General features: G+C 76.2%; 11 protein-coding genes. All 11 read right to left on the bottom strand.

Features of this window, described 5'->3' with window-relative positions; all coding sequences use genetic code 11:
• Nucleotides 1–16: 16 nt before the first annotated feature.
• Complete coding sequence (locus ACYVOM_RS31885; RefSeq protein WP_460307261.1) at nt 17–1201, bottom strand: acyltransferase family protein; 1185 nt, start codon at nt 1199–1201, stop codon at nt 17–19.
• A complete protein-coding gene (locus ACYVOM_RS31880; RefSeq protein ID WP_460307260.1) occupies nt 1198–1404 on the bottom strand; it encodes a ferredoxin in 207 nt (68 codons plus the stop codon). Before ACYVOM_RS31880 ends, ACYVOM_RS31885 begins: the two co-directional genes overlap by 4 nt.
• Nucleotides 1401–2588 (bottom strand): cytochrome P450, encoded by a 1188-nt coding sequence (locus tag ACYVOM_RS31875; protein WP_460307259.1) that lies wholly within the window; start codon nt 2586–2588, stop codon nt 1401–1403. Before ACYVOM_RS31875 ends, ACYVOM_RS31880 begins: the two co-directional genes overlap by 4 nt.
• A 99-nt stretch (nt 2589–2687) precedes the next feature.
• Nucleotides 2688–4292 carry a dipeptide ABC transporter ATP-binding protein gene (locus ACYVOM_RS31870; RefSeq protein WP_460307258.1) on the bottom strand — a complete coding sequence of 535 codons (1605 nt, stop codon included), beginning with the start codon at nt 4290–4292 and terminating at the stop codon, nt 2688–2690.
• A complete protein-coding gene (locus tag ACYVOM_RS31865) occupies nt 4289–5110 on the bottom strand; it encodes an ABC transporter permease (protein WP_460307257.1) in 822 nt (273 codons plus the stop codon). The genes ACYVOM_RS31870 and ACYVOM_RS31865 overlap by 4 nt, the downstream gene beginning before the upstream one ends.
• Complete coding sequence (locus tag ACYVOM_RS31860) at nt 5107–6093, bottom strand: ABC transporter permease (RefSeq protein WP_460307256.1); 987 nt, start codon at nt 6091–6093, stop codon at nt 5107–5109. The genes ACYVOM_RS31865 and ACYVOM_RS31860 overlap by 4 nt, the downstream gene beginning before the upstream one ends.
• Nucleotides 6078–7721 (bottom strand): ABC transporter substrate-binding protein, encoded by a 1644-nt coding sequence (locus ACYVOM_RS31855; RefSeq protein ID WP_460307255.1) that lies wholly within the window; start codon nt 7719–7721, stop codon nt 6078–6080. The genes ACYVOM_RS31860 and ACYVOM_RS31855 overlap by 16 nt, the downstream gene beginning before the upstream one ends.
• A gap of 96 nt (nt 7722–7817) precedes the next feature.
• Nucleotides 7818–8792 carry an LLM class flavin-dependent oxidoreductase gene (locus ACYVOM_RS31850; RefSeq protein ID WP_460307254.1) on the bottom strand — a complete coding sequence of 325 codons (975 nt, stop codon included), beginning with the start codon at nt 8790–8792 and terminating at the stop codon, nt 7818–7820.
• A gap of 71 nt (nt 8793–8863) precedes the next feature.
• Nucleotides 8864–10738, bottom strand: a complete 1875-nt coding sequence (locus tag ACYVOM_RS31845) for an HAD-IIIC family phosphatase (RefSeq protein ID WP_460307253.1) — start codon at nt 10736–10738, stop codon at nt 8864–8866.
• Entirely contained in the window at nt 10735–13947 is a 3213-nt protein-coding gene (locus ACYVOM_RS31840) for a type I polyketide synthase (RefSeq protein WP_460307252.1), read from the bottom strand. The genes ACYVOM_RS31845 and ACYVOM_RS31840 overlap by 4 nt, the downstream gene beginning before the upstream one ends.
• Nucleotides 13948–13956: 9 nt before the next feature.
• Complete coding sequence (locus ACYVOM_RS31835) at nt 13957–23901, bottom strand: SDR family NAD(P)-dependent oxidoreductase (protein ID WP_460307251.1); 9945 nt, start codon at nt 23899–23901, stop codon at nt 13957–13959.
• Nucleotide 23902 lies beyond the last annotated feature (1 nt).

Here is a 23902-nt window from a genome sequence, read left to right as displayed (position 1 = left end):
TGCCGCGGCCACCTTCTCACGAGAGTTCCGGAACGGGCGCCCCGCCGCCGGGAACGGCGGGACGGGAGGGCGGCCGGGTCCCGCGAGGACCGGCCCACAGGCGCATCGCCGGGGTCTCGGCGAAGCGGTAGAGCGCCCACGCCAGCGCCGTCGTGACGATCCACAGCCCCGCGACGATCGCGAAAGCGACCGGCGCGTCCCAGCTCCGCGTGGCGCCGAACGGCACGTGGGCGAAGGAAAGCACCAGGAAGTGCACGAGGTAGGAGGCGAAGGAGACCTCGCCGAGCCACCGCAGGGGACGGGTGCGCAGGAACGACCGGTCCCCGCGCACGTCGGAGACGGCGATGGCCGGGATGAGGAGGGCGATCGGGACGACGACGGCCGCGGTGAGCCCGTACACGGTGGGCCACAGCGCGATCTGCGCGGCGAACCCGACCGCGAGCAGGGCGAGCGCCGCGAGCGGCGGCAGGCCGATCCAGCGGCGGGCCCGGACGATCCGGGCCATCAGGATCCCCAGGGTGAAGTCCAGCGCGCGCACGGGCGGGAAGGACACCAGGAACCAGTTCTGGGTGAGCGACATCTCCTGGCCGGGCAGCCTCGGCTCACCGGGCAGCGCGGCGAGCGCGATCGCGGGGAGCGCGATGACGAGTGCGGCGACGGCGGCGGCCGAGGCCCACAGCAGCCGCTCGGGGATGCGCCGGACCAGCGCCCACAGGAACGGGAAGGCCAGGTAGAAGAACAGGTCGCAGGCCAGCGACCAGGTGACGACGTTGACGGTGAGGATGTACTCCGCGCGCGGCAGCCAGGTGTGCACGAGGAACAGGGACGGCAGCAGGTCCACCAGGTCGAGGGTGCGGCCCGCCCAGGCCGCCAGGGCGAGCGCGCCGAGCCAGGTGATGACGTGGTTGGGGTAGACCTTGGTCAGGCGGCGGCGCCAGAACTCCCTGCGGCTCTGCCCCTCCCGCACCGCCCAGGCCAGGACGAACCCGCTGAGGACGAAGAAGAACTCGACGCCGAGCCAGCCCGAGGCGAACGCGAAGTCGCCGAGGGCGGCCTGGGTGCCCGGGTGGAACCAGCCGGTGACCAGGGAGTGGCAGACGAAGACGAGGAAGGCGGCGAAGAACCGCATCCCGGTAAGGGAGGGCAGGCGGGTCAGGGAGGGCAGGCGGGAGCCGGACGGCGGCGCGGGGTGGGCGGTCACGGCTCGCTCCTGAGCTTGATCGCCCCGGCGGGGCAGAGATAGGCGGCTTTGCGGACGCTCTCGCGGTGCTCGGCCGCCGGAGCCGGCGCGAGCACGACGACGATGCCCTCCTCGTCCTGGTCGAAGACGGCTCCGTTCGCGGCCATGCAGCGGCCCGCGCTGATGCAGGACTCGCGGTCGGCTTCCACCAGCACGGCGCTCACCACTCCACCGGGAGGCTGAGGACGCGCTGGACGGTGCCCGCGCCCAGGATCGGCAGGTCGGCGACGTCGGCGGCGAGGCGCATCCCCGGAATCCTGGTGATCAGCTCGCGGAAGGCGATCTCCAGCTCCAGCCGGGCGAGGTTCTGCCCGAGGCACTGGTGGATGCCGAACCCGAACGTCACGTGGTGGGGATTCTCGCGGCGGATGTCGAGCACGTCGGCCTCCTCGTGCACCGCGGCGTCGCGGTTGGCCAGGGTGCCGGAGACCAGGACTCCCTCGCCCGCCCGGATCGTGTGCCCGGAGATCTCGATGTCGCCCTTGGCCACCCGGGTGGCCACGAGGTCGGTGGTGGCGATGAAGCGCAGCAGCTCCTCCACCGCGCCCGGCACCAGGTCCGGGTCCTCCCGGAGCTGCGCGATCTGCCCGGGGTGCTCCAGGAGGGTGATGACGCCGAGCGCGAGGGACGAGGAGGTGGTCTCGTGCGCCGCGATGAGCAGCACCAGCGCGATCGACACCAGCTCGTCGTGGCCGATGTCGCCGGTGGCGACGCGCTCGCGGACCAGCGTGCCCAGCAGGCCGTCGGTGGGGTTCTTCACCTGATCGGCGACCAGCCGGTCGATGTAGTCCACGAGCTGCTGCGCGGCGGTCGCCGACTCCTCCTCGGTGCCGAGCATGACCGCGCCGCTGGCGTCCTGGAAGAACTCGTGGTCCTCGTAGGGCACGCCGAGGTGGCGGCAGATCACCAGGGACGGCAGCGGCACCGCGAGGAGCTTGACGAGGTCGGCCGGCGGGCCGTGGTCGAGGATGTCGTCGACGTATCCGGCGACGATCCGCTCCAGCTCCGGCCGCATGCGCCGGACCGCCTTCAGGCTGAAGTGCGGGTTGAGGTAGCGCCGGTAGGTGTCGTGCACGGGCGGGTCCATCGCGATGAGCGCGAGGGTCCTGGCGATCTGCGAGCGGAACCGCGGCGCGACGATGGGGAAGTTCGGGTGGGTTCGCTGGGACGACAGGTTCTGGTGGGTGAGGATCTCGCGGGACTCGCGGTAGCCGGTGACCATCCAGGCCTCACGTCCGTCGTAGAGCCTCACCTTGAGCACAGGTCCGCGGGCGCCGATGTCGGCGTAGCCGGGGGGCGGCTCATAGGGGCATGTGCGGGGCTGCGGATACGGCGGAGCCTCCGTCATCTTTCGCTCCCTTTCGCTTCTTCTGCATTTTCCGGTCGATGCGCTGCTGCAAAAGGTAGGCATTATTCGAATGGGGAACAAGGGCGGTTAAGCCGGGCCTTAGAAGGGGTTAAGCCGAAGGCGGGGAACGGAGTCGAGTAGCTCTTTCGTATACGGGTGCTCTGGTGCGTCGAATACTTTCGACATTTCTCCGGATTCGACGATCGACCCGTCCTTCATGACCGCGACGCGGTCGGCGAGGCTGCGGATGACGCCGAGGTCATGGGAGATGAACACGTAGGCGACCGAGCGGCTCTCCTGGACCTCGGCAAACACGTCGAGGACCTGGGCCTGGACCGAGGCGTCGAGCGCCGAGACCGGCTCGTCGGCGACGATCACGTCCGGGTCGCAGGCCAGCGCCCTGGCGATGGCCAGCCGCTGGGCCTGGCCGCCGGACAGCTCGCGCCCCTTGCGGTCCAGCACGTCCGGGGACAGGCCCACCTGGGCGAGCAGCTCGGCGGCGCGTTCCGCGCGCTCGGTGGCGCCCGCGCCCGCCGCGCGCAGCGGCTCCTCCAGGAGGCGGCGCGCGGTGAGCCGGGGGTCGAACGAGCCGACCGGGTGCTGGTAGACCATCTGGACGCGGCGGCGCGCGGCCCTCAGGTCGGCGCCGCGCAGCTCGTGCCAGGCGCGCCCGCCGACCCGCACGGCGCCCGCGTCCGGCGTGACGAGCCCCATGAGCAGCCGTCCGACCGTCGTCTTGCCTGAGCCGGACTCTCCGACGATCCCGAGCGTGCGGCCCGCCTCGACGGTGAACGACACCCCGTCCACGGCGCGCAGGAGGCGCCCGCCGGGGAGCTTGAAGGACTTGGCGAGTCCTTCGGCGGCCAGGACCGCGACCGGTTCGGCCGGCGGCTCCGCGCGGCGGCGCCGCGCCGTGGCGCCGACGAGGGCGCGGGTGTAGGAGTGCCCGGGCTTCTCCAGCACCCGGCGGGCCGGACCCTCCTCGACGAAGGCGCCGTCGCGCATGACGTGCACGTGGTCGGCGATCTCGGCCACCACGCCCAGGTCGTGCGTGATGAGCAGGATCGCGGTGCCCGCGTCCGCGCGGGCGCGCAGCAGCCGCAGCACCTGGCGCTGGACCGTCGCGTCCAGGGCGGTGGTGGGCTCGTCGGCGATGAGCAGGTCGGGGCGCGCGGCGAGCGCGGAGGCGATGAGGGCCCGCTGGCGCAGCCCGCCCGACAGCTCGTAGGGGTACTGGCGGGCCCGCACCGCGGGCGCGGGCACCCCCGCCTCGTCCAGCAGCCGCTCGACCTCCGCGCGCATCGCGGACGGCGGTACCGTGCGGTGCTCGCGCAGGGGTTCGGCGATCTCGGCGCCGACCCTGCGCAGCGGGTCGAGCGAGCCGAGCGCGTCCTGCAGCACGAAGCCGACGCGCCGCCCGCGCAGGGCGCGCCAGCCCCGGGTGTCGAGGCGGGTGAGGTCCTGGCCGTCGAACTCAAGGGCGGAGGCGCGGACCTCGGCGCGCTCCCCCGCCAGGCCGACGAGGCTGCGCGCGGTGACGCTCTTGCCCGAGCCCGACTCCCCCACCACCGCGACCACCTGGCCGGGCGCGACGGTGAAGGAGACACCGCGCACGGCCTCGACCCGGGCGCGCCCGCGGGCACGGGTGAAGGCGACCCGCAGGTCGCTGACGGTGACGAGCGGCTCCGCCGCCGGATGGGTCACTGGTGCCTCCCGTCGGCACGGCGCTGGAGGTCCTGGCCTACCGCGGTCACGGCGAGGACGGCGAGGGTGAGGGCGATGCCGGGGAACGCCGCGGGCCACCAGGCGACCGAGAGGGTGCGGCGGCTCGCCGCGAGCATCGCGCCCCATTCGGCGGTGGGCGGCTGCGGGCCGAGCCCGACGAAGCTGAGCGAGGACCCGGCGACGATCATCGCGCCGAGGGTCACGGTGGCCACCGCGAGCACCGGTCCGAGCGCATTGGGCACGACGTGCCGGAGCGTGACGCGCGAGCGGCTCCACCCGAAGCCGCGGGCCGCCTCGACGAAGGGCGCCGCACGCAGGCGCAGCACCTCGGCGCGCACGACCCGCGCGAATCCCGGCAGGGTGACCAGGGCGAGCCCGACCATCGCGGGAAACGTGCCGGGGCCGAGGACCGCGACGACGAGGAACACCAGCAGGAGCCACGGCACCGACAGCAGCACCTCGAGGGAGCGGCTGAGGGCCTGGTCGACGAACCTGCCGAGCTGGGCCGCGGCGACGCCGACGACCGCGCCGCCGAGCAGCGCGACGACGACGGAGCCGGTGCCGATGAGCAGCGAAGGCCGGGCGCCGTAGACGATGCGGGCCCACAGGTCGCGGCCGTTCTCGTCGGTGCCGAGCCAGTGCTCGGCGCCGGGCGGGGCGAAGGTCGCCGACAGGTCGGCGGCGTCGGGGTCGGTGCCGGTGAACAGCCCTGGCGCGGCGGCCATCGCGGCGAAGAGCACCAGCAGGGCGAGCGCGGGCCACAGGGCGGGCCGCACGCCGGTGAGCGAACGCCTCACGCGTCCTCCCTGGTCCTGGGGTCGGCGAACCAGGTGACGAGGTCCACGACGATGGTGAAGAGCACGAAGACCAGTGCCGACAGGAGCACGACGGCCGTCACCAGCGGCAGGTCCTTGTTCTGCACGGCGGTCAGCACGAGCCTGCCGACGCCCTGGCGGGAGAAGACGATCTCGATGATCACGGCTCCGCCGATGAGGGTGCCGGCGATCCAGCCGAGGAGGCTCGTCGCGGGAAGCAGCGAGTGCCGCAGCACATGCCTGGCCCGCACGGCGGTCTCGCTGATGCCGCGGGTGCGCGCGGTGAGCACGAAAGGCTCCTCCAGCGCCCGCAGCATGCCCTCGCGCAGGACGCCCGTCACGAGCCCGACGGGCCCCGCGGCCAGCGCCAGCGTGGGCAGCACCAGCGCGCTCAGGGAGGAGCCGGAGGCCGGGAACAGCCTGAGCGAGAAGGAGAACGCCGTCAGCAGCATCAGCCCGAGCCAGAACGGCGGCACCGCGACCAGCAGGGCCTCGACCGCCGCGAACAGGGCGCGGGTGCCCCGGCCCGCCCCGGCGCTGACGAGGGCCAGGACCACCGACGCCGCGACGGTCACGACGAGCGTGGCGGCCAGCAGCGCCATGGTGTGCGGGATCTGCGCGCCGAGGACCTCGGTGACGGGCCTGCGCAGCACGTAGGACTCACCGAAGTCGCCGCGCAGGATCCGGCCGAGATAGGCGATGTACTGGGCGGCGACGGGATCGTCCAGGCGGTAGTCGGCGATGATCCGCGCCCTGGCCTCCGGCGTCACCGTCGTGCGGGCCAGCAGAACGTCGGCGGTGTCGCCCGGCATGAGGCGCATCAGCAGGAACGTGGCGGTCACCGCGCCCCACAGGACCGCGGCCGAGCCGCCCGCCCGGATCAGTACCAGGCGGGCCAGCTCGCCGCGGCCGGCGCCGGCGGGGGCGCCGCTCCCCGCCGGGCCGGTCTTCAGGACTCCAGCCATATCTCGGCGAGGTTGGCGGTCCCGTCGACGGCGAAGGCGACGCCGCCCACGCCCGTCCGCGTCGACAGCGAGGACAGCGGCGTGTAGATCGGCAGGACCGCCGCGTCCTCGGTGATCCGCCGCTGGACCGCACCGTAGACGCCGTACTGCTCCTCGGCGTCCTTGGCCCGCAGCGCCTTGTCGAAGTCGGCCTCGACCTCGGCGTTGTCGTACCGGGCCATGTTGTTGCTGATGCCGCGCTCGGGCGTGGGGATGTTCTCCTTGCCGAACAGGACGCGCAGCACGTCCGGGCCGGGCGAGGAGAAGCTCGTGTCGATGAGCTCGTAGTCGCCCTTCAGGAGGCGCTCGACGAACGTGCCGCCGTCGAGGTTCTCCTCGACGAGTTCGATCCCGAGCTCCTTGGCCGCCGCCTGGATCTGCACGGCGAGCGTCTCGACCGAGGGATCGGACCACATGTGCCGGAGCTTGAGCCGCTTGCCGTCCTTGGTGCGGTAGCCGTCGGCGTCGCGCGCGGTCCAGCCCGCCTCGTCCAGCAGCGCCGCCGCGGCGGCCGGGTCGTGGGCGTAGGAGGGCTTGACGGACGCGTCGAAGCCCGGCGTCGACTCGGACAGCACGCCTTCGGCGCCGGTGTAGACGCCGAAGAAGACGTTTCGCACGATCTTGTCCCAGTCGATGCCCGCGCGCAGCGCCTTGCGGATCCGCACGTCGCTCAGCGGGCCCTGCGCGGTGTTGGGCCAGTAGCTGTAGTTGGCGCCGGGGTAGGGCACCGTGTGCACCTTGAAGGAGGCGTCGCCCTTCAGCTCGCGGACGGTGGTGGGCGGCAGTGCCGTCACCGCGTCGACCTGGCCGCTGGTGAGGGCGCCCGCGCGGGCCGGGTCGTCGGGCAGGACCTGGACCTCGACCCCGTCCAGGTGCGCCGCGCCCTGGTTCGCCGCGCCCTCCGGGCCCCAGGCGTAGGCGGTGTTCCTGGTGTAGGTGATGCCCTGCTGCGGGACGAATCCGCCGGCGCTCGCGAACGGCCCCGATCCGACGATCTTCGCGCACAGGTCGGCGGGGTCGCCTTCGAGCGTCTTGGGCGAGTGGATCCCGAGGTTCGGGGTGGCCAGCGCCGCGAGGAAGCCGGAGTCCGGCTCGCTCAGGGTGACCTCGACGGTCTGGGCGTCGACGGCCTTGGCCGAGTCGTAGGCGCTGACGAGGCTGGAGGCCAGCAGCGACTTGGTCTTCGGGTCGACCACGTGGTCGAGGTTCGCGACGACCGACGCGGCGTCGAAGACCGCGCCGTCGGTGAAGGTGACGCCCTGGCGCAGCTTCAAGGTGTACTTCAGGCCGTCGTCGGAGACCGTCCACGCGGTGGCGAGCCACGGGTGCAGCGCGCCCTTCTGGTCCTGGTAGACCAGCGAGTCGAGGATCGGGCGGGACAGCAGCCGGCCCGACTGCGTCGGAGTCTGGTGCGGGTCGAGGCACTCCGGTTCCTTCTCGATGGCGAGCTTGAGGACCCCGCCGTCGCGCGGCTGCCCCGCGGCGCCGCCTCCGCCATCGCCGTCCCCGCCGGCGGAGCAGCCCGCCGCCAGGAACAGCGCCGCCGCGGCTCCCGCCGCACTCCATCTCAACGCTGTGCTCGCACCCATCCTCGTCCTTGTCCTCGGGCGGCCGTGTTGCGCACACCCTGCACGGGAGCGCTAAAGCGCGGCTGAAAACGCCGCCCGGGGACAGGGAACGCCCGCTCAGAGCGAGGAGACCGTCTTCGCCACCAGTTCGTAGGACCGGACGCGGGCCGCGTGGTCGGGCACCTGGGTGAGCACGAACAGCTCCTCGGGGCGGGTCCTGCGCAGCAGCGCCTCCAGCCGCGGCGCGACGGTCGCGGGCGATCCGACGAACTGCGGGTCGATGCGCTGGCGCAGGAAGACCTCCTCCGAGCGGGTGAACCTGTGCGCCGCGGCCTCCCGCTCGGTGGGCAGGACCGTCATCGGGTCGACGGTGCGCATGAGGATCTGGCCGAGGACGAAGGCGCCCGCGAGCCGGTGGGCGCGCGCCTCGTCGTCGTTCACCACGGCGATGACCGCGACGCCCGCGTAGGGCTCGGCGAGGTCCGCGGACGGGACGAAGGACTCCCGGTAGGCGTCCAGGGCCTCGGGGGCCCCTCCGCCGACGATCGCGTGGGCGTACACGTACGGCAGGCCGAGGCGTCCGGCGGTCGCCGCGCTGGACGCGCTCGATCCGACGAGCCACAGGCGCGGCGGGGTCTCAGGCTCCGGGATGGCGCGTACTCCGCCGTGCCCGCCGGAGAAGTAGCCGCGCAGCTCGGCGATCTGGTCGTGGAACGCGCCGCGGCGCGGGTCGCCGAGGCGGGCCGAGGCCTGCGGGGAGCCTCCGGTGGCCCTGCCGAGCCCGAGGTCGACCCGCCCCGGGTACAGCGAGGCCAGCACGCCGAACTGCTCGGCCACCGCGTAGGGCGCGTGGTTGGGGAGCAGGACCGCGCCGGACCCTGCGGTCAGCGTCGTGGTGGCGCTGAGGATCTGCCCCGCGAGGACGGCGGGGGCCGAGGTGGCCAGCGCCGGGGTGCTGTGGTGTTCGGCCACCCAGTACCTGGCGTACCCGAAGCCCTCCACCGCCTTGGCCAGGTCGATCGTCCGGCGCAGGGCGTCACCGCCGGTGTCCCCGCGCCATACCGGAACCGTGTCGTGGACCGAGAGCAACACGCAGAACCGTCCTTTCCCATCCTGAGGCAACCTCAGTTTAAAGTTGTGGCCAAGTTTAATTCGAGCGATCCTCAGGTTGTCAACGGCAGGGGGACCAGGCCGTCGGCGGCCGTCAGCGCCAGGTGCCCCGGGACCTCCGGGAGTTCCCCGAGCCGGTGGGTGTGCCGCACCGTCCCGTCCGGGTCGGCCCCGTCCACGGCGAACCCGTAGTGCGGGTACAGGTCCCGCACCTTGGCATTCTTGGCCGTCGGCCGGTAGGCGGCCCGCACCTCGGCGAACCCGGCGACGCGCGCCGCGGCGAGGACCGCGGCGAGGACCGCCTGCTCGATCCCGCGGGCGAAGACACGGCAGCTCAGCAGCATGTTCTCGACGCGCAGCGCGCTTCCCTCGGCGCGCAGGAACAGCGCCCCGACGGTCCCGTTGGCCCCGAACCTGTCCGAGGCGGTCACGGCAAGCACCCGGGCCGCGGGGTCGGCCGAGCGCGCCGCCACCTCCGCCTCGGTGAGGCGCTCGGTGGTCAGGTTGAACTGGTTGGTGCGCAGCGTGAGCTGGGCGAGCCGCCCGGCCTGCGCGGCCGCGGCCGGGGCGACCTCCACCGCGACCTCCAGGTCCGCGAGCAGGGACGCGGCCGGCCCCGCCGCGTCCAGGAACCGCGCCCGCTCGGCCTCCTCCCGGTAGAGGCGGGTCCGCGCCTTGTCCTCCGCGGTGAGGGCTGCCGCGGCGAACCAGCCGTCGGCCAGCAGCGTGCGGACGTGCAGGGCGGGATCGCCCGCCAGGTGCAGCACCGTCGTCTCGGGGACCTCCGCGGCGACGGACGCGCACTCGTACGCGCTGTCGTCGGCGAAGACGAAGGCGTCCGGGCCGAGGTTCAGCTCGCCGGCCAGCGCGCGCAGCGCGGCGGGCTTGGGCTGCCAGCTCGCCCGGACCGCGGCGAAGTGCTCCTCGCGCAGCCGCAGGTCCGGGTGGTCGCGCAGCGCCGCCAGCACCGTGTCCTGGTCGTTCTTGCTCACCGCGGCCAGCAGCACGCCCTGGGCCTGGAGCTGGCGGACCACGCCCTGGAACCGCTGGAAGGCCGGGCCCCGCCCTCCGTCGGCGACCTCGATGCCCTCCACGCCGTCGTCCCCGAGCACGCCGCCCCAGAGCGTCTCGTCCAGGTCGAGCGCCAGCACCTTCTTGGCCCGGCCCGTGTGCGCACGGACGAGGTGGCCCAGTTCCCGGGCGTAGGCGGCGAGGAGTCCGTCGGACAGGTGGGCGTGCGCGTAGACCGCGAACCGCGGCTCCGCCAGGGACTCCCCCTCGGTGAGCAGCGGGTCGAGGTCGAGGACGACGACGCGCGGCCCCGCGAGGCGCAGCAGCGCCGCGTTGGCCTCGCGCCAGACCGCGCCGAGCCGGGCCCGGCCCGGGTAGTCGAGGATCTGGACGTGAACGTCCCGGGGCAGCGGGACCGTGTTGAGCACCAGCACGCCCGCGCCCCGGTCGGCGAACCTCCCGGCGAGCCGCCGCCACAGGGCGAGCTTGTCGGCCAGGACCCGCGCGACGTCCTCGGGCGTGAACGGGACGGGGACCTCGTCGAACACCGCGGCGTGGTCGAGCACGCAGACCGCGAAGTCGGCGGAGTACAGGGCGCCGCCGGGGTCGTCGAGGTCGAAGGCGTAGGTGCCGAAGTCGCCCAGCGCGACCTCGGGCACGTAGCCGTGCCGGGCCAGCTCCCCGGTCAGGGAGGTGCGCAGCGCCTCCAGCATGCCGTGGCCGGTGACCGCGACGCGGACCGCGGGCAGCCCGGCGTGCGCCGCCCTGGCCCGCGCGGCGTCCACCCGCGTCAGCAGCCGCGCCGAGCGCGCCGCGTCCTGCGGCCCCATCTCGGCCAAGAGCCCGGCGACCTCGTCGTAGCGGGCCTCCAGCAGGCCGTCCTTGTGCAGCGACCGCAGCCGCTCCCGGGCGTTCACCGGCCGCCCGCCCACGCCGTCTCGGCCTCGCGGAGGCCGCCGGCCGCCGGTTCGGCGCCGTCCCCGGTCTCCAGCAGGCCGAGGAGGAGCCCGGCGAGCGCGTCGGCGGTGCGGTGGTCGAGGACCGCGCCGGGCCCGACCTCGACCCCCAGGTCGTGGCCCAGCCGCTCGGCGATCCGCACCGCGCCGAGCGAGGTGATGCCCACCTCGGTCAGGTCGTCGCCGGCGCCGATCCCGCCCTCGGGATGGCCGAGCGCGTCGGCCACGGCGGCGAGCACGATCCCGGTGACCGCGGCGCGCCGTCCCGCCTCCGGCACCCCGGCGAGCGGCGAGGGCTGGACCCGCGGCCCTGCCGGGGTGCCGCGGGCCGGTGCGTCCGGGGCGGCGCGGCGCCAGCGGCGGAGCGCGGCGAGCACCTCCGCGAGCGCCTCGCCGGGGACGGGCACGCCGCCCACCAGCGCGGCGAACCGTTCGGGGTCGGGGTCCTCCACCGCCTCCCACAGGGCGCGGTCGCGGCCCGTGGCGGGCGCGGCGTCCTGGACGAGCCAGTAGTGCTCGTGCTCGAACGGGTAGCTCGGTATCCGCGCGGGGTCGGCGGCGGGGCCCTCGCCCAGCAGGGCGGTCCAGTCCACCGCGACGCCGTGCGCGAACGCCTCTCCGGCGCCGAGCGCGGCCGCCCCCGCCTCGTCGGAGGGGTCGCGGACCAGGGCGAGGGCGGCGGCCCCGCCTCCGGCGCCGGTGAGGCAGTCGGCGGTCATCGCGGTCATCGTCGCGTCCGGGCCGATCTCCACGAAAAGCCGGACGCCGCGCTCGTGCAGGGCGCGGACGCAGGCGTGGAAGCGGACGGGCGCGCGGACCTGCGCGGCCCAGTGCGCGGGGGTCAGGTCGGCCGCGCCGACCGGCCGCCCGGTGACCCCGGTGACGAGCAGTGCGCGGGGTTCGGCGGGCGCCAGCGCCGCGGCCGCCTCGCGCAGCGGGCCGAGCGCCCCGTCCATGTGCGCGCAGTGGAAGGCGTGGGAGACCTTCAGCGCCTTGGTGCGCACGCCCTCGGCCCGGAACCGCGCGGCCAGCGCGCGCACCGCGTCCGCGTCGCCGGAGACCACACTGGAGCGCGGCCCGTTGACCGCGGCGATCTCCGCGGCGGCGCCGGACTCGGCGAGCACCCGGGCGACCTCGTCTTCGGACGCGCGCACCGCGGCCATGGCGCCGCCGCCCGGCGCGGCCTGCATCGCGCGGGCCCTGGCCACGACCAGGCGCGCGGCGTCGTCGAGGGTGAGCGCACCCGCGATGTGCGCGGCGGCGATCTCGCCGATCGAGTGGCCCGCGTGCGCGCTCGCGCGGATTCCCCAGCTCTCGGCGAGCCGGGCCAGCCCGGTCTGGAACGCGAACAGCGCGGGCTGGGTGAACTCCGTCCGGTCCAGGTCGGCGCCGCCCGCGGCGACCACGGCGCGCAGCCGCGTCCCGTCGCCGCGCGCCCGGTCCACCGCCGCGCAGGCCGCCTCGTACGCCGCGGCGAACACCGGGTGGCGCGCGCTCAGCGCCTCCCCCATGCCGGGCCGCTGGGTGCCCTGCCCGCTGTAGACGAAGGCGACCATGGGGGCGCCGTGCGCCTCCCTGACGGCGGAGGAGGCTCCGGACAGCGCGTCGAGGGCCTGGACGTCGCCGCCGGGGACTGCGGCGCGGTACCGGAAGGCGGTGCGCCGGAGGGCGAGGGCTCGGGCGACCCGCAGAGGGTCGGCGCCGGACAGGGCGGTGTCGCGGAGCCGGGCGGCCTGCCTGCGCACCGCGCTCTCGGTCCTGCCGGTGAGGATCCAGGGCACCGCTCCCGGGGACGCCTCCTCCGGATGCGGTTCCTCCGGATGCGACTCCTCGGCGGCGGGCGCCTCCTCGATGAGGAGGTGGGCGTTGGTGCCGCTGATGCCGAAGGAGGACACCGCGGCCCTGCGGAGCCTGCCGTGCGCGCGCGGCCATGGGCGGGGCTCGGCGAGGACCTCGACGCCGTCCGGCCAGTCGACCAGCGGCGAGGCCGCCTCGGCGTGCAGGGTCGCCGGGAGCGTCTCGTGCCGCAGCGCCTCAAGGATCTTCAGCACGCCCGCCGCGCCGGCGGCGGCCTGGGTGTGCCCGAGGTTGGACTTCACCGAGCCCAGGCCGAGCGGCGGCGTCCCGGCGGGCCGGTCGCCGTAGGCGGCGATGAGCGCGCCCGCCTCGATCGGGTCGCCGAGCGCGGTCCCCGTGCCGTGCGCCTCGACCGCGTCCACGTCCTGCGGGCGCAGGCCGGCGGAGTGCAGCGCGGCCTCGATGACCTTGCGCTGCGCGGTCCCGCTGGGCGCGGTCAGCCCGTTGCTCGCGCCGTCGGAGTTGACCGCCGAGCCGCGGATCACCCCGAGCACCGGATGGCCGAGGCGGCGCGCGTCGGCGAGCCGCTCCAGCACCAGGACGGCGGCGCCCTCGCCGAACCCCGTGCCGTCGGCCCCTGCGGCGAAGGCCTTGCACCTGCCGTCGGCGGCGAGCCCGCCCTGGAGGCCGAACTCGGTGAAGACCCGCGACGTGGCCATGACCGTCACGCCGCCCGCCAGCGCGAGGTCGCACTCGCCGCGGCGCAGCGACCCGGCTGCCAGGTGGATCGCCACCAGCGAGGACGAGCACGCGGTGTCCACGGTCAGGGCGGGACCTTCGAGGCCGAGCGTGTAGGCGATGCGGCCGGAGGCGACGCTGGAGGCGTTCCCCGTCATGAAGTAGCCCTCCAGCTCCGGCGGGACGGCCGAGGCGGGAGGCGCGTAGTCCTGGTAGATGACTCCGGTGAACACACCGGTGCGGCTGCCGCGCAGCGTCCCGGGGACGATCCCCGCCCGTTCCAGGGCCTCCCAGGACACCTCCAGGAGGTGGCGCTGCTGCGGGTCCATCGCGATGGCCTCGCGCGGCGAGACGCCGAAGAAGGCCGCGTCGAAGCCTCCGGCGTCGTCGAGGAACCCTCCGGGGAGGTCGCCTTCCCAGCCCCGCCCTTCCGGTGGAGGCCCGATCGCGTCCACACCGCCGGCCAGCGCCCGCCACAGGTCCTCGGGGGTCGCGATCCCGCCGGGGAACCGGCAGGCCGCCGCGACGACCGCGACGGGCCCCGCGTCGTCGAACTCGGCGAGGCGCCGTTTGGCCTTGGCCAGCTCCTCGCTCGTCCAGCGCAGGTACTCCACGAGTTTCTTCTCGTCGGCCATGGCGTCCCCCTAAGGTCGCAGCTCGGAGTCGATGAAGGCCAGCAGTTCCGCGACGCCGTCGCCGGCCTCGGCGGGGTCTTCGGGCGGGGCGATCAGGCCCAGGACGTGGGCGGCCAGCGCGGCCGGGGTGGGGTGGTCGAACACGACGGTCGCGGGCAGCCGGACGCCCGCGGCCTTGCCGAGCCGGTTGCGCAGCTCGACGGCGGTGAGGGAGTCGAACCCCAGCTCGCGGAAGCTGCGGCCCTCCTCCACGCCCTCGCCGGGGGCGCGGCCGAGCACCGCCTGGACGTGCTGGAGCACCGTCCGCGCGACGATCGCCTCCCTGTCTCCGGGCGCCGCCGCGGCCACCCGTTCGGCGAGGGCCCGCACGTCGGCGGGCGCGGCCTGCGCGGGCCCCGCCGGGCGGCCCAGGCCGCGCAGCGGCGGCGATGGCTCGGCGGGCAGCCTCGACGGGTCGAGCAGGACGGCGGCGAGGTCGGGGTCTCCCGCCGCGAGCGCGGCGTCGAGCAGGGCGAGGCCGCGGGCGGGCGGCAGCGGCAGCAGGCCGGAGCGCGCCATCCGGGTGGCGTCGGTGGCGGTCAGCGAGCCGAGCATCGTGCTCTGCGACTCCCACAGGCCCCAGGCGACGGACGTGGCCGCGAGGCCGCGCCTGGCCCGTGCGACGGCGAGCGCGTCGAGGAAGACGTTCGCCGCGGCGTAGGCCGCCTGTCCCGGGCTCCCGACGATCCCCGCGGCCGAGGAGAACAGGACGAACGCCGCGAGGTCGTGCCCTTCGGTGAGCCGGTGCAGGTTCCAGGCGCCGTCCGCCTTGGGGCGCAGGACGGCGTCCAGCCGGTCCGGGGTGAGCGAGGCGAGCGTCGCGTCGTCCAGGACGCCCGCCGCGTGGAACACTCCGGTGACGGGGCGGTCCAGGCCGTCCAGGACCGCGGCGAGCGCCGTCGCGTCGGCGACGTCCACGGCCGCCGCCCGCAGGTCGAGGTCCGCGGTTCCGGCGAGGCCGGACAGGTCGGGCAGCGCGCCCGACCTGCTCAGGACCAGGATCCTGCGCACCCCGTGGGCCTGGACGAGGTGCCGGACGACCAGCCGCCCGATCCCGCCCGCGCCGCCGGTCACGACGACCACCCCTTCGGGGTCGAGCGGGGCGGGCAGGCGGACGGCCACCTTGCCGGTGTGCCGCGCCAGGCCGAGGTGGCGGACCGCCGTAGAGGCGCGCGCCACGTCCCAGGCGGTGACCCGCAGGGGCCGCAGGACACCGGACGCGAACAGGCGGGAGAGCTCCGCGAGCATCGCGCCGATGCGGTCCGGGCCCGCCTCGTTGAGGTCGAGCGCGTGGTAGGCGACCCCGTCGGGAACGGTTTCCCGGATGTCGGTCTTGCCCATCTCCAGGAAGCGGCCGCCGGGCCCGAGCAGGCCGAGCGAGGCGTCCACGAACGGGCCGGCGAGGGCGTTCAGGACGATGTCCGCGCCGCCCAGCGCGGCGGTGACGTCCTCGGCGAAGGACAGGTCGCGGGAGCTGGACAGGCGCTCGGGCGGCAGATCCACCGAGGCCTGCTTGCCGGGGCTCGCCGTGCCGAAGACCTCAAGGCCGAGGTGCCGGGCGAGCTGCAAGGCCGCCCCGCCGACGCCTCCTGCGGCGGAGTGCACCAGCAGCCGCTCCCCCGGCCTCGCCCGCGCGAGGTCGTACAGCGCGTAGTAGGCGGTGAGGAACACGGCGGGGACCGTCGCCGCCTCGGCGAAGGTCAGTCCCGCGGGGATCGGCACCAGCAGCCGGTGGTCGGTGACCGCGACGGGCCCGATCCCGCCGGGCACCAGGCCCATGACGCGGTCGCCCGGCGCGAGCGTCCGCACGGCGTCCCCCGTCTCCAGGACGACGCCCGCGCCCTCGGTGCCGGGCATGGTGGCGCCCGGGTACATGCCGGTGACCAGCATCGCGTCGCGGAAGTTCAGGCCGGACGCCCGGACGGCGAGGCGCACCTCGGTCGGGGCCAGGGGCGAGCGCGGCAGCGGCCGGGGGACGAGGTCGCCTTCGACGGCCTCCAGCCGCCAGTCCTCCTGCGGGGTCGAGGGGCCGGGCGTCCAGGAGGCGAGCCGGGGGACGAGCACCCTTCCGGCGCGCAGCGCGATCTGCTCCTCGCCCGAGGTCAGGGCCTCCAGCAGGCCGTCGGCGTCGGCGCCGGAGTCGGCGGCGGACCCGACGTCCACCAGGACGATCCGTCCGGGCTCCTCCGACTGCACCGACCTCACCAGTCCCCAGACCGCGGCGCCTTCCAGCGACGGCACGCCCTCTCCTTCGACGGCCTCGACGGCGCCCCGGGTGCGGACGACCAGGAGGCCCTCCCCGGCGAGCCCCTCGCGCAGCCCGTCCAGGACGGCGAGGGCGGCGCGCCGCACGCCGCCGGGCACGTCCTCGCCGGCGCCCGGCACGTCCGGCACATTTAGAACACGGACGTTCTCCGGGCGCGGCACCTTGCCCGTCGCGGCGCCCTCCCAGCGCAGGCGGTAGAGCGCGTCCTCCCCCGCCGTCGGCGCCGTCCGGAAGGTCACCTCCGCGACGGACGCGACGGGCTCCCCCAGGTCGGTGGCGATGACGGCGCCCACCCCGCCGCCGGTCGCGCGCAGCCTCACCCGGAGGACGGCGCCCGTTCCCCTGCCGTGCGCGGTGAAGCCGCGCCACCCGAACGGCAGGCGCACCGCCCCGTCGTCGGGGAAGAGCCCGGCGAGGGAGGCCGCGTGCAGGGCGGCGTCCAGAACGGTGGGCGCCACCGCGAAGCCGCCCGGCTCCTGCGGGGCGATCTCGGCGAAGACGTCGCCGCCGCGCCGCCAGGCCCGGCGCAGCCCGCGGAAGGCGGGGCCGTACCCGTAGCCGCGAGCCGCCAGCGTCCCGTAGTGGCCGCCGACCGGCAGCTCCTCGGCCCCCTCCGGAGGCCAGGCCGCGGGCAGGGGCTCGGCCTCCTGCTGGGGCTCGGCGGTGAGGGTGGCCTCGGCGTGCGGCGTCCAGGGCTCGGTCAAGGGGTCGGCTGCGGCGGCGGGCCGGGAATGGACGGTGAGGGTGCGCGTGCCGTCGGCCTCGGGAGGCCCGACCGCCACCTGGAGGTCGGCGGGCTCGTCCACCGGCAGCGGCCGGCTCAGGACGAGCTCCGCGACGTGCGGCGTCCCGGTGAGCCCGCCCGCGTAGGCGGCGAGCTCGGCGAAGGCGGCCCCGGGGAGCAGGGCGGCGCCGCCCACCGCGTGGTCGGCGAGCCACGGCTGGTCCGCCGACGCGACCCTGCCGAGCAGGAGCACGCCGTCGGTGCCCGCGGGCCGCACCACGCCGCTCGCGAACGGGTGCGCGGCAGGGCCGACGCCGGGGGCCGCGCCGCGCGGCCGGGCGGCCTCCAGCCAGTGGCGGCGGCGGTCGAAGGCGTAGGCGGGCAGCTCGGGCACCGCCTCGCGGGCCCTGCCGGTGTGCGCGGCCCAGTCGACCTCGACGCCGTGCGTCCACGCCTCGGCCGCCGACAGGAGGAACCGGGCGAGGCCGCCCTCGTCGCGGCGGAGCGTGCCGACCGCGACGGCCTCCGCCTCGTCAAGGACGTCCTGGAGCGGCAGGCGCAGCACGGAGTGGGGGGCCACCTCGACGAACGCGTCGTGCCCGGCCGCGAGGGCGCCGCGCACCGCGTCCTCCAGCAGGACGGGACGGCGGAGGTTGTCGAACCAGTACGCGGGCCGCGCGAAGGCGGCGTCGGCGGGCGCGCCGGTGACCGTCGAGAAGACCGTCGTCCGCCGCGGAGCGTGGGGTCCGGGGTCGGGCAGGACCTCCAGCAGCTCCGCCTCCAGCCCTGCGACCTGGGGGGAGTGCGACGCGTAGTCGACGTCCACGAGCCGGGCGCGCACCCCCCTGCCGGTGAGGAGGTCCCGCACCCGGTGGACCGCCGCGGTCTCGCCCGCCAGGACCGTCGACTCCGGCCCGTTGACGGCGGCCACGGCCACCGCGGGGTCCAGCCCGGACAGCTCCGCGGCGGGAGCGGCCACCGACAGCATCGCGCCGGTCCCGGCGAGCGGCACCAGGGCCCGCGCGCGCAGCGCCACCACCGCGGCGGCGTCGGCGAGCGGCAGCCCGCCCGCCGCCAGCGCGGCGGCGATCTCGCCCTGCGAGTGTCCGACCACGGCGTCCGGCACCACCCCGAGGGACTCCCACAGCGCCGTCAGTCCGGTCATCACCGCCCACAGCACCGGCTGGACCACCTCGACCCTGGCGAGGTCGGCCTCACCGCGCAGCGCGCCGAGCAGCGACCAGCCCGTCACCGGGTCGAGCGCCGCGGCGCACTCGGCGATCCGCGCCGCGAACACCGGCGACTCCTCCAGCAGCCGCAGCGCCATGCCCCGCCACTGCGTCCCCTGCCCGGGGTACAGGAACACCGGGGACCTGCCGCCCGCGCGGGCGCGGCCCGTCACCGCGAACGCCGACGGCTCCCCGGCCGCCACCGCGCCGAGTCCCGCGAGGGCGTCGGCGCGGCTCGCGGCGACGACCACGGCCCGCCGGTCGAACACCGCGCGGGTCCGCACCACCTCGGCCGCGACGTCCGCGAGGTCCACCCGCGGGTGCCGCTCCAGGTACTCGCGCAGCCTTCCCGCCTCCGCGCGCAGCGAGTTCCCGGTCCGCGCGGAGAGCACCAGGACGACGGGGCGCGACGCGTACTCCGCCGTGCGGTCCGCGTCGGGCGAGGGCGCGGCACCGGCCGCGGCCGCGCGGCCCTCCGGCGGCGGCGCGTCCCCGGGTGCGGGCTCCTCCAGGATGACGTGGGCGTTGGTACCGCTCATCCCGAACGCCGAGACGCCGAAGCGGCGCGGCGCGCCGCCCGCGGGCCAGGGGGTGTTCTCGGTGAGCAGCGCGAGGCCCCCGCGCGACCAGTCGACGTGCCGGGTCGGCTCCGCGACGTGCAGGGTCCGCGGAAGGACCCCGTGCCGCAGCGCGAGGATCATCTTGATGACGCCGCCGACCCCCGCGGCGGCCTGGGTGTGGCCGACGTTGGACTTGAAGGAGCCGAGCAGCAGCGGCGGGCGGCCCTCCCGGGCCGCGCCGTAGGTGTTGAGCAGCGCCTCGGCCTCGACCGGGTCGCCGAGCCGCGTCGCGGTGCCGTGCGCCTCGACGGCGTCGACGTCGGCGGGGGTGAGCCCGGCGTCCGCGAGCGCCTCCTTGACCGCCCGCTCCTGCGCCGGCCCGTTGGGCGCGGTCAGGCCGTTGCTCGCCCCGTCCTGGGTGACGGCGCTGCCGCGCAGCACCGCGAGCACGCGGCGGCCGCCCGCGCGCGCGTCCGACAGCCGCTCGACCAGCAGCAGGCCGACGCCCTCGCTGAACCCGGTGCCGTCGGCGTCGTCGGAGAAGGCGCGGCACAGGCCGTCGGGCGACAGGCCGCGCTGCCGGCTGAACTCCACGAAGGTCTGCGGCGTCGCCATCACCGTCGCGCCGCCGACCAGCGCCAGGTCGCACTCGCCGCGGCGCAGGCCCTGCGCCGCGAGGTGCAGGGCGACCAGGGAGGACGAGCACGCGGTGTCCACGGTGACGGCGGGGCCTTCGAGCCCGAGGGTGTAGGAGATCCGGCCGGAGGCGACGCTGCCCGCGCTGCCCGTCCCGAGGTAGCCGCCGTGCTCGCGCGGGTCGTCCTGGGCGCGGCCGCCGTACTCGGTGTAGATCAGGCCGACGTACACGCCGGTACGGGATCCGCGCAGGCTCGTCGGGTCGATGCCCGCACGCTGGACGGCCTCCCAGGACGTCTCCAGAAGCAGGCGCTGCTGAGGGTCGGCGGCGCGCGCCTCGCGCGGGTTCATCCCGAAGAAGTCGGCGTCGAACTCGGCGGCGTCGTAGAGGAATCCGCCGCGGCGGGTGTAGGACGTGCCGGGCGTGTCGGGATCGTCGTCGAAGAGCGTCGCGAGGTCCCAGCCCCGGTCGGCGGGGAAGGGGCCGGAGGCCTGACCGCCGGACTCCAGCAGCTCCCACAGCGCCTCGGGCGTGTCGGCCCCGCCGGGGTAGCGGCACGCCAGCCCCACGACGGCGATCGGGTCGTCGTCGGTGGCGGGCGCGCGCCCGCGCGGCGCCTCGCTCCGGCTAAGCCCGTCGAGGTGGCGGGCGAGGTCGCGGGGCGTCGGGTGGTCGAACACGACGGTGCTCGGAAGACGGCGGCCGGTGGCCTCGCTCAGGTGGTCGCGCAGGCGGACCGCGAGCAGCGAGTCGAGACCGAGGTCGCGGAAGGGCCGGTCCGGCGCGACCGCACGCGGCGAGCCGTGCCCGAGGATCGCGGCGACGGCGCGGCGCACCGTGTCGAGGCCGTCGCGCGCCTCGGCCCGTGCCTTCGCCCTCGGGACGGGCGCAGGTGCCGCCGCGGACGGCGCGGGAGCCGCGGCGAGGTCTCCGGCGGGCCGCAGCCGCAGCTCGCCCGCGGTGAGGACGGTGCGGCCGGTCTCGTCCGCGGCGTGCACCGCGACGGCCTCCTCGCCCACCGGGACCAGGCGCACGCGCAGGGCCCGCGCGGCGTCGGCCCCGGACAGGCGCACGTCGCGCCAGGCGAAGGGGACGGACCGCGTCCGGTCCCCGGCCAGCAGGAACGCCTGGACGGCGCCGTCCAGCAGGGCCGGGTGGATCTCGTGGCCTCCGGCATGCCCGGACAGCGCGATCTCGGCGGCCAGTCCTTCGCCGTCGCGCCACAGGGCGCGCACCGACCGCAGGCCCGGCCCGTACTCGACGCCCAGGTCCGCCAGCTCGGCGTAGGCGGCTTCGACGGCGATCGGCTCGGCGTCCTCCGGCGGCCAGACGGCGTAGGGGAAGGCCGGCGCGTCGTCTCCCGCGTCCTCGGCGAGCAGGCCGGACGCCAGCGCGCGCCATGGGCCGGATCCGTGCCGTCCGTGCAGGGTCACCGTCCCGTCGGGGGCCGCCTCCGCCTGGAGGGTGACGGGGCCCTCGGGAAGGTCGAGCGGGGCGAGGAACGCGAGTTCGGCGAGCACGGGCAGGCCCAGGCGCACTCCCGCGGCCAGGGCGAGCTCGGTGAGCGCGCTACCCGGCAGGAGCGTGCGGCCGTCCAGGGAGTGCCGCCGGGTCCAGCCGCCCGGAAGCTGCCGGGTGAACAGGGTGCCCCGCCCGCTCGCGGCCTCCACGGGCGGCCCGAGCAGCGGGTGCCCCGGCGCGTCCGCGGTGTCCAGCCAGAAGCGGCGCTCCTGGAAGGCGTAGGTCGGCAGGTCGGTGAGCGCGCCGCGGGTCAGCGGCGACCAGTCGACCGCGCCGCCCGCGACGTGCAACTCGCCCGCCGCGGTGAGCAGGCGGCCGAGCCCCCCGTCGCCGCGCCGCAGCGTCGGCACCGCGGCCGCGGCGACGCCCGTCTCCTCGGCGGTGTCGAGCAGCGCGGGCACGAGCACCGGGTGCGGGCTCACCTCGACGAACAGGCGGTGCCCCGCCGCGAGCAGCCCGCCGACGGTCTCGGCGAGCCGGACGGGCTCGCGGAGGTTGGCGTACCAGTAGGCCGCGTCGAGCTCCCGCCCGTCGAGCGGGCCGGCCGTGACCGTCGAGTGGAACGGCACCCCGGCCGCCCGGGGCGCGAGCCCGGCGAACCGCTCGGTCAGCTCCGCCCGCAGCGGCTCCACCGAGGGCGCGTGCGAGGCGTAGTCGACCGGGACGAGCCTGGCCCGCACCCCGTCGGCGGCGCACGCCTCGACGTACGCGGCGACGGCCTCGGCCTCGCCCGACACGACGGTCTGGGCGGGGCCGTTGAGCGCGGCCACCGTCACCCCGACGCCCGCGCGGCGCGCGGCCTCGGCGGCGGGCAGCGCCACCGAGGCCATGGCGCCTCTCCCGGACAGCCGCGCCACGGCGCGCGCCCGTCCCGCGACGAGCGCGGCGGCGTCCTCCAGCGTGAGCGCGCCCGCCACACAGGCGGCGGCGATCTCCCCCTGGGAATGCCCGACGACCGCGCCGGGCTCGACGCCGAGGGAGCGCCAGGCCTCGGCGAGCGCGACCATCACGGCGAACAGCGCGGGCTGGACCACGTCCACCCGCTCCAGCGCCGCCCCCTCGCCGGTGACGGCGTCGAGCAGGTCGGGGGCGTCGTCGGCGAGGTGCGGCCGCAGCGCCCGCGCGCACCTGTCGAACGCGGCGCGGAACGGCTCGGACGCGGCGTGCAGCTCGCGCGCCATGCCCGCCCACTGCGCGCCCTGGCCGGGGAAGACGAAGACGGGCCGCTCGGCGGGTCCGGCCTCGCCCGCGGCACTCCGCGGCGTCGGCAGACCGGCGGCGACCGCGGCGAGGCCGTCCAGCAGCTCGGCCCGGCTCCGCCCGACCACGACCGCCCGCGCGCCCAGCAGCGCCCGGCCCGCCCGCAGCGTGTGCGCCACGTCCCCCGCCCGCAGGCCGTCCCGCGCGCCCAGCGCCTCCCGCAGCCTCCCGGCCTGCGCCCGCAGCGCATCCCGCCCCTCCCCCGACACCAGCCAAACGACGTGCTCCCCGAAGCGCTCCTCCTCCGTCTGCGCGGCGTCGTCGGCCTGGGCGGCGTGGGCGGGAGGGGCAGCCGGGTCGGCGTCGTCGGCGGGGGTGGGCGGGATGGCGGGGGCGGGCGGGGCTTCGAGGATGACGTGGGCGTTGGTGCCGCTGATGCCGAAAGAGGAGACGGCGGCGCGACGGGGACGCGGGCGGGCCGGCCAGGGGCGCGCGGAGGTGAGGGGGGCGAGGGCTCCGGACGACCAGTCGATGTGCGGGGACGGCTCGGCGAGGTGGAGGCTCGCGGGCAGGACGCCGTGGCGCAGCGCCCCGATCATCTTGATGATCCCGCCGACGCCCGCCGCCGCCTGGGTGTGCCCGAGGTTCGACTTCAGGGAGCCGAGCCAGACCGGGTCGTCGGCGGGGCGCGCCCCGCCGTACACGTCGAGGAGCGCGCCCGCCTCGACGGGGTCGCCGAGCGGGGTCCCGGTGCCGTGGCCCTCGACGGCGTCCACGTCGGCGGGGGTGAGGCCCGCGTCGGCGAGCGCGGCCCGCACCACCCGGCGCTGCGCCGAGCCGTTCGGCGCGGACAGGGTGCTGCTCGCCCCGTCGGAGTTGACGGCGCTGCCCCGCAGCACCGCGAGGACGGGACGGCCCGCCTCGACCGCGTCCGACAGCCGCTCGATCAGGACGAGCCCCGCGCCCTCGGCCCAGCCCGTGCCGTCGGCGCCCGCCGCGTAGGACTTGCACCGGCCGTCGGGCGACAGGCCGCGCTGCCGGCTGAACTCCACGAAGGTCTGCGGCGTGGCCATCACCGTCGCGCCGCCCGCCAAGGCCATGCGGCAGTCCCCGCGCCGCACGGCCTGGGCCGCGTAGTGCAGCGCGACGAGCGAGGACGAGCACGCGGTGTCGACGGAGACGGCGGGGCCCTCGAGCCCGAAGGTGTAGGCGACGCGGCCGGAGGCGATGCTCGCGGCGCTGCCCGTGCCGATGTGGCCCTCGAACCCCTCGGGGGCGCGAGCGTGCCGTGATCCGTAGTCGGCGTACATGATCCCGGCGAAGACGCCGATCGGCTCGCCCGCCAGGGAGCGCGGGTCGAGTCCCGCTCTTTCGAACGCCTCCCAGGCGGTGAGCAGGAGCAGCCGCTGCTGCGGGTCGATGCTGAGCGCCTCGCGCGGGCTGATCCCGAACGGCTCGGGGTCGAAGTCGGCGGCGCCGTGCAGGAAGCCTCCCCGCGCGGCGTAGGTCGTGCCCTCGCGGTCGGGGTCGGGGTGCACGAGGTCCTCCAGCGGCCAGCCCCGGTCGCCGGGGAACGGGCCGATCGCGTCGGTCCCCGCCGCGACGAGGTCCCACAGGTCCTCGGGGCTCCGGACGCCGCCGGGGTACCGGCAGGCCGCCGCGGTGACCGCGAGGGGCTCGCGGGCGGCCTGCTCGGCCCGTTCCAGGGCGGCCCGGGTGCGGAGCAGGTCCGCGGTGGTCCTCTTGAGGTAGTCGCGCAGTTTCTGCTCGTCGGCCATG

The sequence above is a fragment of the Actinocorallia aurea genome (assembly GCF_054783995.1).
Note: the sequence above shows the minus strand (reverse complement) of the source record. Positions and strands in the feature narration are given on the sequence as shown.